Below are 11,288 nucleotides of genomic sequence, written 5' to 3' on the forward strand. Positions count from 1 at the left end.
ATGACTACAGATTCTCTCTTATTAGCTTTCCCAAATTTCGTGGAAAGCGAACCCATTGAAATAGACATTTTAAGGGAATTGGATCGAGCCTTAGAATCCGTCAGCAGCGAACCTTGGCAAAATACAGAGGAAACTCTTAATGAATGGTTACGCAACCACGAAGATATAACAGATCAGCTTAGGGAATTTGAAGAAAGTACCAGAGAAATTACCAAAGTTAAAGCTCAACAACCCAAAACAGGAGTCGCTAACGTCTTTGAAGAATTAAGCGAAGCAGTGAAACAAAAACTCAAAGATATCGAAAACGGCAAATAACTTTTATGTCTCCTACCAAAATCTATGCGCCGAACGTTCATTTATTTGCCTATCAATTGCGAAAAGAATCTGGAGATCAAAAAGATAATCTCAAAGAACTATTTGAGAAAGGCGAAAATATCTTAAAAGAATTCGGGATTAATCAAACAATTGATATCTTAGACAAACCCGGATATCGAGTTGAACTTTCTGCTCAACAAACCGAAGATGATGCCTCCATTTTCTTTGAAAAATGGTCAGATTCCCCCATCACAGGCATTGCTTATCCCGTCCGAGTTCACGATACTTTTGCCTTAGCATTGAATGTCCGCCGTCCCGAAAAAAACGAACAGGGAATTAAAACTTCTGACGTAGACATAGACTTTTTTAAACGCTTGCATCCTAGCGAATGCTGGATGCCAAGCCAAGTTAACGCTTCTCTAGGTCAAACTTTATTATTAACTCTTTGGTACACTCCAGAAAAAACTTGGCAATTCTGGAACTCAAGAGAAGAGCAAAAAAAGCTGAAATCTTTGGCTGATAAATGCTTGGGAGCTTTTATTCCTGACAAATTAAACACTCCTCCATTATACCGATCGGGCCAACTATTTGGGAGTTCCATTTTTGAGTATGGTATTGCCGATCAATTAGAAAATTATTGTCACGTTTTAGTTTGGATATTCGTCACTCCTGAAACCGACACAAAATTACAAGAAGAATACCCGAACTTAGTTGATATTTTTTGCTACCGTAATAAAATTATCGAGGCATATAAATTAAGTCGCTCTGTCTATAAAGTCCTCTCCAATAGCTATAAAGAAATAGAAACGGAAATAGCTATTGTTGAAAGTTTTCCAGATGCTCAAACCTTAGATTCGAGTGATTTAGAAAAATTTAAAAAGGCACTTAAGCGCATTCCTCGCCTTAATTTTAGTTACGTTGAGTTAATCAGAGACTTGGATAACTACCGCCTCCCTCTTAAAATTAATCTTCAAAATTATGAAAGAGAGATAAAGCTGATACAAAAAAAATACCCACAAGAAGATTTAAGTTTTCTCAAAAATTTCGCAGACGAAAATGCTCATATTTTTGAAGAGCAAATTCAAGCGGACTTGGACTATTTTGCCAATGGATCGGATTTACTAGAAAAAGCCTTAGATGCTATCCGAGGACGGGTGGAGATCGAACAAGCAGAACGCGATCGCAATCTGCAACAAACCATCTACCATGTAGGCTTTGGCATAGGTGCAGCAGGAGTTGTCGCAACTAGCGCCCCTTATTGGCTCCCTCAAGAACCTCGTTCTCTCAATACTTTCACCCTGGTTATCCTCCTCAGCCTCTTAGCAGGCGTAGCTACATGGGGTATGGTTTCTGGAGTGATGAACGGTAAAAGCTTAATAGCAGGAGTAAAACGCAGGTTGTCATTAGGAATTGGCAATCATAAAAATCAGGTTAATTTACCTAGTTCTCCAAGTCAACCAGTGCAGATAAGTTCTCAGCCAAAAGTGCGATCGCATAACCAAAGTACGCTGCCACCAAAAACATGATAAACCAAGTAAGATATGGTAGCGTCCGGCTGCTGGGCTATCGGGAACCTCACCCCCCTAACCCCCCTCTCCGATCTCGGAGAGGGGGGGGAGTATTTCTCCCCCCCCTGTTGCGGGGTGGGGTTGGGGGTGGGGTTCCACTGTCCCGGCGAACGGTTCACCAGTCAAGCTGAAAGGGCGAATCTCGGTGATTTTCACTTGCACTGACTTACCTTTTACTTTAGTAATATCGCCAGTGAAAAATGTCAAGCGATTGCCTCTTGTTCTCCCCATTACTTGAGTGGCGTCTTTGGGATTTTGGTCTTCTACCAGGACTGCTTCGATCCGATCGAGATAACGGTGCGATCGCTCTGCTGCCTTAATATTAACTAAGTGATTGAGCCGTTGCAATCTGTCTGCCTTCACCTCTTCACTTAACTGATTCTCCCACAGCGCTGCTGGTGTACCCGGACGCGGTGAATAAGCAGCAGTATTCAAGAGGTCGAAACTAATATCTTCAACAATTTTGAGCGTATTTTCAAACTGTGCTTCTGTTTCGCCTGGGAAACCGACGATCGCATCCCCACTAATCGACGCATCCGGCATATAACGCCGAATCGTATCAATAATGCGGCGATATTTCTCCTGAGTATAACCCCGCGCCATCGCCTTCAGTAATTCGTTATCCCCAGACTGGAAGGGAATGTGGAAATGTTCGCAAACTTTCGGCAACTCTGCACAAGCTTTGATCAGGCGTTCTGTGAAATAGCGGGGGTGACTGGTAGCAAAACGAATGCGATCGATTCCCGGCACATCATGTACATAGTAAAGCAAATCTGTCAAGGTGTTTTGATGACGACCTTCTGCCGTCGATCCGGGCAAATCTCGACCGTAGGCATCGATATTCTGACCCAGTAATGTTACTTCCCGATAACCCTGACGCCCCAACTCTTCCATTTCAGCGCGAATCGCCTCTGGTGTGCGAGATTGTTCAATACCGCGCACGAATGGAACTACACAATAGGTGCAGCGTTCGTTGCAACCGTAAATCACATTCACCCAAGCACTAACGGTGCTATCCCGTCGCGGTTTCGTGATATCTTCGATGATGCGAATGGGTTCTGTGGCAACTACCTGATTTCCATCCAATACCTGTTCGAGCAAATCTTTGAGGCGATTGGCGTGTTGCGGCCCCATCACCAAGTCTAACTCTGGCACGCGCCGCAGCAAAGCTTCCCCTTCCTGCTGGGCGACGCAACCGGCGACAATGAGAGTAAGGTCGGGTTGTTCGTGTTTGCGCTTGGCTTGTCTTCCCAGATAAGAATAAACCTTTTGTTCGGCGTTATCCCGAATCGTGCAAGTATTGTAGAGGATCAGACTGGCATCGTTGGGGTCTTCTGACCACTGAAAGCCCATATCTTCCAGGACGCCAGCCATGCGTTCGGAGTCGGCTTTGTTCATCTGACAGCCGAAGGTGGTGATGTGATAGCGGCGAGGGGAGGTGGTCATGGTAAGTTACGGGCAAAGATTGGAAACGGGTTGCAAACCCTTATAAATTATAGAATGGTTAACCAGGGAGCGGGCGATCGCATCGAACCACTGAAGATTATCCCGTTTGTCAAGGGTTGCGATCGCAGATTGTAGACATCAGTAGTGTAGTGTAGAAGTCGTTTAACTATCAAATCTACAGATTTTTTCCATATAACATATCTAATTACAGATTTTATCAAAAATTTTCCGGATAATATACCCAAGAGCAGAATAGACAAAATTCTGACGTTACGCTCTAATTAAACAGAAATAGTTTTACAGATAAAATCATCCGCTCTAACTCAGTTTTGTTATGTTTGAGAAGAGCGTGATTCCATAATTCATTCGTGTTGTCGGAGCAATCCTTTGCAAGAGCTTCTCCGCTCCCCTCAAAATCCTTTTTAATGTCTCTCCTTAAACTCTCTGGGTTAGATTGCACTCCAAGAACGAAGACTCTTTCTTTTAAATCATCTGGAATCTGACTCTCCACATAACTAAACCGATTTTCATCCTTATCGAAATCAATGATCAAAACAATCCTTCTTTGTGGGAATTGTCGCATTCCAGGCGCATAATCATTCGTCAATTGATCCACAGCTTTTTTCCACCCATCAGCAATCGGTACGACTTGAATGACGCTGCTATTAAGGTTACGAATAAATCCATTGGCAATCTGGCGATTAGCATCGTCTTCAGGCAAAACAAGAAGGTGTGGTTGATACTTATTGACGCTCATAGTTCTATATCGCCAAGAATCAAGGCATTTATGAGGTCGCCTGGTACAGGTATATCACTGAGTAATCTGACCAAAGTTGGCTCCAAGTGGCTTTTTCGATCGAGTACAAATGTATTTTCATTTGAAAACTTTCGGATCGCTTCAGGATTATGAGATGTCACTAAAATTTGACTGTTACCCTGAAATGAGCGTCGCAGTGACGTTACAAAATGTCCAACTTCTGATAAGGAGAGATAGTTGTCAGGTTCGTCCCAGAAGCAAAAAAGTGGGCCGTAAAATTTGTTGGCAGCCAAGACGACAGCGCAAAGAAAAAAGCATTTCTCCCCATCCGATAAGTCCTTAAAATCAACACTCAGATTCGCATTATTTGCTTCAAACCGAACAATCATGCTTTTGGAGTCTTTGCCAATAAGTTCATTCAGAAAATCCTGAATGTCAGGCATAACTTCTCGGAGATATTTATCAACTATCTGTGTGTAAGCGGCGGGATAGCGACTGAGTAACCCAGAAAACCACTCCCCAAAGTTTGAACCATCTCGCTTTGGCTCCAAAGTTTCGCCGTTGGAGTCTCCAGTCATCAAGTTTGGGATCGGGGCTAAAATTATTGTGCGAGCAAGCCAAGTCTTGAAAATACGAAGCGGATCGGTTTCTGATTGATCCTGAATTACTGGAAGGGCAACAAGATGCCAATCCACCAGAAACTGAGCCTCACTATTTTGTGCGCTTTTGCGAAGAGTGACTTGGGCTTCTTTTCTAGAGTAAATTGTATCTCCAGAAACTAACAGTTCTTCTTCAAAAACTCGAAGCTCTTTAAATTTTTCCGGCAACTCGAAGGCAAGGACATATTTGTATAATTTATTTTCAAGTAATACTTCTATTTCAAACCGGATCGGTACATCAGATCTTCCACGAGCGAAATCCTTCTCCTCGACAAGTTGTTTAACTCTATTTATTCCTCGACCGATCTTCTGAAGTACCTCTAATGCAAAGGCAATAGTTGATTTACCTGCACCGTTTTTTCCAATCAAGAGAGCAGATGGCATCTCCTTTATGGTCAGTTCAAAGTTTTCTAGGCATCTGAAGTTGTGTACATATAGTCTTTGGAGCATAGCAAAACGATTTCGATGAATAGGAAGTGAAAGAAAATTTTGATGATCTGCACCCATTATATCACTATAGCCAATAGCAAAAACAGGTATTAAATCAAGTTCACAGAGGTTGATTCGTTAGTTACGATCGGATGAGGTACGGCTTACTTAACTGTATCGACACCAATGTTTCGATTCCTTAAAAATGATGCTTTTGGGAAAGTGCGATCGTCTCAGTCAGCCGATTTTAAATTTTAGATTGAATGTATAGCAACCGATGAGTCAGTCAGGTCGTTTTTAATTCCTGAAACGTTGGCGGATTCTAGACCCTTCTTCCCCTAGTCCCTAGTCCCTAGTCCCTAGCTATAGCGATCGCTATTATAAACCCAGACAAGAAACTTTTATAATAACCCCTTTTAAATAGCATCTAACCAAAGTTAGAGTTATGGACGAAGAGAAGAAGAGATAATTTTTGATAAAATTACGTCCAACACACACGGGTATCGCAATTTGTTAGAATTGGATAATTATTTTCATGTGGCCAAATTCGTGACCGCTCTTAGTTTTTAGCTGTCGGCTAGGCCACTCGATCTAATTTGGGAATTGCACCCTCAGCAATTCTAGCGCCCTGTTTGATTTTTCCGCGATCTATACCTAATGGTAGTTGATTATTATGTTGGACATCAACCCGTTTTTCAGTGAAAGCTATTACTTGTCCGAGAACCAGGATGTACTAGCAGCAGTTAATAGTGGCGCTTTTAGCAGCGGTCTTCAACACTTTAACTCATTTGGTAAATTTGAAAGTCGCGACCCCAGCCTGCTATTCAGTAATAGCTTTTATTTACAGCAAAACTCGGATGTAGCAGCGCAGGTTAACGCTGGCGTTTTTAGGAGTGGCTTTGAACACTACGAATTATCCGGTCAATTTGAGAAGCGTAATATCAGCCAAGTATTCGATACCCGCTATTATTTAGAGCAAAATCTGGATGTAGCAGCAGCTGTGGAAAGAGGACAAACGACTGCGATCGCACACTACCTGAATAGTGGTCAATTTGAGGGTCGCAACCCCAGCCGTTTGTACGATAACAGCTTGTATCTAGCCCAAAACCCTGATGTAGCGGCTGCGATCGGTACTGACTCGCTTACTGGTATCAAACACTATTTAAATTCAGGTCAATTTGAAAACCGCAGCCCCAGCGCTGACTACAGTAACGGTTTTTATCTACAGCAAAACCCAGATGTAGCGGCTGCTGTTGGTCGTCCGGGAATAGAAAGTGCCTTTGAACACTACGTTGAATATGGTGTAGCAGAAAGACGCTTCGGCAATGATGTCTTGCTCAATCCTTCAGCTATCTACGTTTCTAATAACGGTACTGGTAACATTGGAGATGTCGATCGCACGAGCCCCGATTTGGTAGTCCAAAAGCGGTTTGTCGCTGGAAACAATGAAGGCGTTGAGCTTGATGTTTTAGGAAATCTTTATCAGGCGGGAGACGTAACTCCAGGCGCTGGAACCATTCGCATCATTTCTGAAATAGGCAACAGACTTAACGGTGACGTATTTTCAACTATAAGGGATCGCCAGATCGGAGGAGCTAGCACCGGATTGGTTAATCCTAAAGGATTTGCCATTGCCCAAACTGCTGGTTTTCTGATTGTCACCGATAATGGCGCTGGAAACCTCAAGGTATTCGGAACAGCCGCTGGTGGTGATGTCTTCCCCGTAGCGATTACAAACCTGACGGCGAATCCTTGGGACGCTGCCTACGATGAAGAAAGCGATCGCTTATATGTCGCCTTAGTCAATGGGAACATCAGCGTTTTCGATAACTACATCGGTGACGGTACAAATATCGGTGCTGGCGGTATATCTCGGACTATTACCCCTGTAAATGCTGAGGGAACCAAGGTTTCTACCAATCTGCACGGCATTGTCTATTCTCCCGCACGAAATAAGTTGATTGTCACTGACGTTGGTGCAGCAACTATGGCGCAAAGTCCAAATTTCAACACTGATGGGCGAATTTATGTCATAGACAACGCCAGCAACGCCAATGGCAATGTCATACCTTCCCGTACCATTGAAGGGCCAGCAACCCAGCTGGGCAATCCAGTAGATCTGATCTTAAACGGTACTGATGTCCGAGTAGCGGAGAAGGCAAGAGATCAACTTCTGACTTTCAGGAACATTTTTGATGGGCCTAGCGGAAATATCGCTCCCGATGTCAGCGTTGCGGAAATCAAGCCAGAAGCTTTGGTGGCGGATGTGAGTGATGGGATAACGAGTCGCGGTGTAACTGATATCGAGACTACAGCTACTATAATCGATGCGATTTTTACCACGAGTAACCCCCCAGCAGCAGGTTTGACCGATTTCGTGACTAAGCTTTCCAGCAGCTTGCAAACCGAGACAACATTTAATACTTCCAACGCAGTTCCAAGCTTGGAAAACATCACCTTCGATTTGGCGGGTGATGGCTTTATCACATTTGATAGCAATGACACAAACGGCGGTATTTTAATTATGAATCGGCTTGCCGATGGCCGAAACGGTGGAGGAGTTAATCCCTCCAGAGACCGGACAATTACTGGTGCTAATACGGGGCTTGTCAGTCCTAAAGGCTTGGATGTGGCAGATGGTTTAGGGCTTGTATTTGTCACCGAAAATAATGCCGCATCTCCAAGTATTCTTGCTTTCAGCACGCAAGCTCAAGGTGATGTTGCACCAGTATTCCGTACTACTAATCTCGGCGGGCGGCGTCCTTGGGATGTTGATTACGAACCGAATAGCGATCGCCTATTCGTAGCCGCAACTGATGGCACCGTACTCGTCTACGACCAGTATGTAGCTACCCAAGGTTCTAGCGGCCCGACACGAGTAATCACACCTTTCGATCCTACGAGGACGAATAAGGTATCCGTTAACCTGCACGGGGTGATTTACGTGGAATCGTCAGACACATTGCTGCTTTCCGATGTAGGCAGTGCCGCGAGTCCAACTGACGGACAACTTTTTGTAATTAACAACGCTAGCACTGCAAACGGTAACTTTGCCGTTCAAGCGCAAATCGGCGGGGCAAATACTAGATTGGGGAATCCAGTTGACATTACTTTCGACGGTGGCAACCTTTATGTAGCTGAGAAATCAAATGATGCGATCTTGCGCTTTGATAATATTCTCAGACAGTCGGGTGTCCTCAATATTGCAGCCAATCAGACAGCGAACAGGAACAAGCCTGAGTCGGTAGCTTTAGCTCCCGATTACCTCTCAGCTCGTCCGGTATAATAATGATGAGAAACACCTGGTAAAACGAAAGTTTTATTACATACAGTCCCCTGTGAAGTTGGAAGCTTTAACTATATTGCAAGCAATTAGTTGGAGTAGTTCACAGGGGAATCACTTGACTCACATGACCTGCTACGATTTGCCAAAGGTTCTGTCGCTGTACCCAGACACGAGTGAAGCGATAGGTTTCCCAGAAAGCTCGATCGTTGTGGGTTCCAGCAAGTTCAGCTTTGAGGGTGACCACGACGCAATCGCCATACTGATGGATTTGGCGATCGCTAATATCCAACTTCGTGAACCTGAATATTCCACAGCGGTGCGCTTCGAGATCGTATTGCTTGTTGACCACCAGACCTGTATGCATCGTGAAAACCAGGTCGTCTGCAATGAGTTCATCGAGTGCGGAAACATCGCTGGTGAGCATGGCGTGCCGCAGTTTTTCTTCCAGGTTTTCGATCGTGATATTTTCCATTGATTATGGCAGTATGTGAGCCGAATAAAGTTGAGGTGGTAGAGAAATTTTATCCAAGTTATTATAGCTAGGGGCTAGGGGCTAGGGACTAGGGAAGAGGGAAGAGGGAAAAGGGTGACTCCGTAAGGGATGGAAAGACCAGAGGTAAGAGTTGGAGTTGTCCTAAGCGCCTTGGCGGTTACTATATTTACTCTTAAACAAATGCTGGAATTTTTACGTCTATTCAGACCTTGCACCAGGATCGGAAACCGGGTTTCTTGCAAATGGCTAAACCTCAAAACCCATATTTTTCGTCTAGAAACCCGGTTTCTCAAACCTTATTGAGAAAGGTGCAAGATCTGAATCAAACAATCCAGGCGCGATTGCAAAACTTTTCGGTCTACTGAAAGTGCTTTGAGGGGAGGGGTGGCAGATAGCGTTTCTGCCGAAGTTGAACGCTCCTCCAAAGTAACACACAGCCAAATATCAAAGTTGAGAGTAGCACGACACTGGCTCCAGAAGCGATATCAAAGTAGTAGCTCAGGTAAATGCCCATAAATGCGATCGCAGCTCCTAAAACCCCCGAAATAATCATCATCAAACCAAAGCGATTGCTCAAAAGTCGGGCGATAGAAGCCGGAATCACCACCGCCGAGATAATCAAAGTCACCCCCAACACATTGAGCGTCGCCACCAGTAAAGTCGCCAGCATCAAAGCAAACAGGGTATCCATCGCCCATACAGGCACCCCATGAACTTGAGCCACTTCGCGGTCAAAACACCAGAACAGCAATGGACGATAGAACAAGAAAACCAAGCTCAGAAGGACAACGGTAACCCCCGTTACCACCCATAAATCCGTAGGTGAAACGCCCAAAACATTACCAAACAAAGCCGCTTCAAAGTTTTGGCTGAATTTGCGATAGGTGCTGATAATAGCGACTCCCAAGGCAAAGCTAGCTGTAGTGACAATGCCGATCGCAGCATCCGAGTAAACTCTCCGACTGGTAAGATACTGAATCAGCAACGCAGCTGCAAATCCCCAAATCCCGGAACCGATATAAAAATTCAAGCCCAGCACGTAACTCAGTACAGCTCCCCCTAAAATCGCATGGGACAGACCGTGGGCGATATAGCTCATGCGGCGAGTTGTAATATAAACCCCCATCACGCCACACAACAGTCCTGCCATCATGCCGACTAAGATAGCACGGCTAAAAAATTCATAGCGAAACGGTTCAAGCAACCAGTTCATGGGAATTTTGGATTTTGGATTTTAGATTTTGGATTTTGGATTGGCTATGAGGAATTGTGATGCTTTTGTTCAAAAAAATAACATTTTTATTCCCCCACTCCCCCACTCCCCCACTCCCCCACTCCCCCACTCCCCCACTCCCCCACTCCCCACTCCCCCACTCCTCTAGCTTTTAGCAATATGCTCCAGATGTTGGTTGGGATGAAATTGGGTTGTCATGCTGTTGGCAATTAAAACCCGACCTTCGTGATGATAAACCACCATTTCCGCTCCAAAAGTACGCTCAAGATTGGCAGGTGTAAAAATATCGATCGGCTTCCCTTGGCAGATTAAACTGTGGTTAAAGCACACTACCCAAGGCAAATGGGTGGCGACAGAATTGAGATCGTGGGTGGAAAGCAAAACCGTCAAACCTTGTTGGTTTAGCTGAGATAAAAGATGTAACAGTTCGTGCTGAACCCGCAAGTCAGAACTGCTGGTCGGTTCATCCAGCAGAACTATATCTGGCTCTCCAATGAGCGCACGCGCCAGGAACACCCGCTGCTGTTGACCTCCAGATAACTCACCGATCGCTTGTCCTGCTACCTCTTCGATACCAAGTCTGGCTAGCAATTCTCTGGCAGCTGCCTTGTCTTGTGCGGAAAGCCAAGGCCACTTATGCTGATGTCGATACCGACCCATCATTACCACTTCAAGAGCCGTGACGGGGAAGTTCCAATCTACCGTTTCTACCTGCGGTACGTAGCCCACCTTGGGGGGAGAATTTCCCGGTTTGAGGCGGATACCACGAAACAAAATTTCTCCCTCCCAAGGTCGATTTAACCCCAAAATCGCTCGGATTAAGGTAGTTTTGCCGCTGCCCGAAGGCCCGACCAGACCGCAGAATTGACCGGGATAGAGGGCTAGATTCACTTGCCTAAATACTGGCGCGGTTTCATAGCCACAAGTCAGATTTTTTACTTCGAGTAAAGGTTCCATCAGCAGTCAGTGGTCAGTGGTCAGTGGTCAGTGGTCAGTGGTCAGTGGTCAGTGGTCAGTGGTCAGCAGTCAGTGGTCAGTGGTCAGTGGTCAGTGGTCAGTGGTCAGTGGTCAGTGGTCAGTGGTCAGTGGTCAGTGGTCAGT

At 45.0% G+C, this 11,288-nt stretch carries 10 protein-coding genes; 4 read left to right on the forward strand and 6 right to left on the reverse strand.

Annotated elements, in window-relative coordinates; all coding sequences use genetic code 11:
* Both LAY57_RS25405 and LAY57_RS25410 read left to right on the forward strand, forming a co-directional pair.
* Positions 1 to 315, forward strand: coding sequence for a hypothetical protein (locus tag LAY57_RS25405; protein WP_249069896.1), 315 nt, complete (start codon positions 1 to 3; stop codon positions 313 to 315).
* Between the two features lie 5 nt (positions 316 to 320).
* On the forward strand, positions 321 to 1,841 hold the full coding sequence (locus tag LAY57_RS25410) for a hypothetical protein (protein ID WP_249069897.1): 1,521 nt from the start codon (positions 321 to 323) through the stop codon (positions 1,839 to 1,841).
* 57 nt (positions 1,842 to 1,898) lie between these two features.
* Here LAY57_RS25410 and miaB read toward each other — a convergent pair whose 3' ends face one another.
* The 3 genes from miaB to LAY57_RS25425 form a co-directional block, all read right to left on the reverse strand.
* The gene (miaB, locus tag LAY57_RS25415) at positions 1,899 to 3,329 is read right to left on the reverse strand and encodes a tRNA (N6-isopentenyl adenosine(37)-C2)-methylthiotransferase MiaB (RefSeq protein WP_249069898.1); all 1,431 of its coding nucleotides are present in this window, start codon (positions 3,327 to 3,329) and stop codon (positions 1,899 to 1,901) included.
* A gap of 277 nt (positions 3,330 to 3,606) precedes the next feature.
* Positions 3,607 to 4,086 (reverse strand): hypothetical protein, encoded by a 480-nt coding sequence (locus LAY57_RS25420; protein WP_249069899.1) that lies wholly within the window; start codon positions 4,084 to 4,086, stop codon positions 3,607 to 3,609.
* Positions 4,083 to 5,252 (reverse strand): AAA family ATPase, encoded by a 1,170-nt coding sequence (locus LAY57_RS25425; protein WP_338022488.1) that lies wholly within the window; start codon positions 5,250 to 5,252, stop codon positions 4,083 to 4,085. The genes LAY57_RS25420 and LAY57_RS25425 overlap by 4 nt, the downstream gene beginning before the upstream one ends.
* A gap of 595 nt (positions 5,253 to 5,847) precedes the next feature.
* On the opposite strand from LAY57_RS25425, the gene LAY57_RS25430 reads away from it, so the two are divergent.
* Positions 5,848 to 8,460: an NHL repeat-containing protein gene (locus tag LAY57_RS25430; RefSeq protein WP_249069901.1), complete on the forward strand. Its 2,613-nt coding sequence runs from the start codon at positions 5,848 to 5,850 to the stop codon at positions 8,458 to 8,460.
* Between the two features lie 100 nt (positions 8,461 to 8,560).
* On the opposite strand, the gene LAY57_RS25435 is transcribed toward LAY57_RS25430, so the two are convergent.
* From LAY57_RS25435 to LAY57_RS25445, 3 genes are all read right to left on the reverse strand, one after another.
* Positions 8,561 to 8,932: a nuclear transport factor 2 family protein gene (locus LAY57_RS25435; RefSeq protein ID WP_249069902.1), complete on the reverse strand. Its 372-nt coding sequence runs from the start codon at positions 8,930 to 8,932 to the stop codon at positions 8,561 to 8,563.
* Positions 8,933 to 9,311: 379 nt separating this feature from the next.
* On the reverse strand, positions 9,312 to 10,166 hold the full coding sequence (locus LAY57_RS25440; RefSeq protein WP_249069903.1) for a metal ABC transporter permease: 855 nt from the start codon (positions 10,164 to 10,166) through the stop codon (positions 9,312 to 9,314).
* A 165-nt stretch (positions 10,167 to 10,331) separates the two neighbouring features.
* On the reverse strand, positions 10,332 to 11,144 hold the full coding sequence (locus LAY57_RS25445; protein WP_249069904.1) for a metal ABC transporter ATP-binding protein: 813 nt from the start codon (positions 11,142 to 11,144) through the stop codon (positions 10,332 to 10,334).
* A 37-nt stretch (positions 11,145 to 11,181) separates the two neighbouring features.
* Here LAY57_RS25445 and LAY57_RS36640 point away from each other — a divergent pair.
* A partial coding sequence (locus tag LAY57_RS36640; protein ID WP_476727025.1) for a hypothetical protein occupies positions 11,182 to 11,288 on the forward strand: 107 nt, incomplete at its 3' end.

Origin of the sequence: Argonema antarcticum A004/B2 (assembly GCF_023333585.1) — a bacterium.
GTDB classification, from domain to species: domain Bacteria; phylum Cyanobacteriota; class Cyanobacteriia; order Cyanobacteriales; family Aerosakkonemataceae; genus Argonema; species Argonema antarcticum.

What these genes read in the sequence shown, in the direction of transcription:
- LAY57_RS25405 (WP_249069896.1), top strand. Translation starts at nt 1, where the DNA reads ATGACTACAGATTCTCTCTTATTAGCTTTCCCAAATTTCGTGGAAAGC.
- LAY57_RS25410 (WP_249069897.1), top strand. Translation starts at nt 321, where the DNA reads ATGTCTCCTACCAAAATCTATGCGCCGAACGTTCATTTATTTGCCTAT.
- miaB (WP_249069898.1), bottom strand. Translation starts at nt 3,329, where the DNA reads ATGACCACCTCCCCTCGCCGCTATCACATCACCACCTTCGGCTGTCAG.
- LAY57_RS25420 (WP_249069899.1), bottom strand. Translation starts at nt 4,086, where the DNA reads ATGAGCGTCAATAAGTATCAACCACACCTTCTTGTTTTGCCTGAAGAC.
- LAY57_RS25425 (WP_338022488.1), bottom strand. Translation starts at nt 5,252, where the DNA reads ATGGGTGCAGATCATCAAAATTTTCTTTCACTTCCTATTCATCGAAAT.
- LAY57_RS25430 (WP_249069901.1), top strand. Translation starts at nt 5,848, where the DNA reads ATGTTGGACATCAACCCGTTTTTCAGTGAAAGCTATTACTTGTCCGAG.
- LAY57_RS25435 (WP_249069902.1), bottom strand. Translation starts at nt 8,932, where the DNA reads ATGGAAAATATCACGATCGAAAACCTGGAAGAAAAACTGCGGCACGCC.
- LAY57_RS25440 (WP_249069903.1), bottom strand. Translation starts at nt 10,166, where the DNA reads ATGAACTGGTTGCTTGAACCGTTTCGCTATGAATTTTTTAGCCGTGCT.
- LAY57_RS25445 (WP_249069904.1), bottom strand. Translation starts at nt 11,144, where the DNA reads ATGGAACCTTTACTCGAAGTAAAAAATCTGACTTGTGGCTATGAAACC.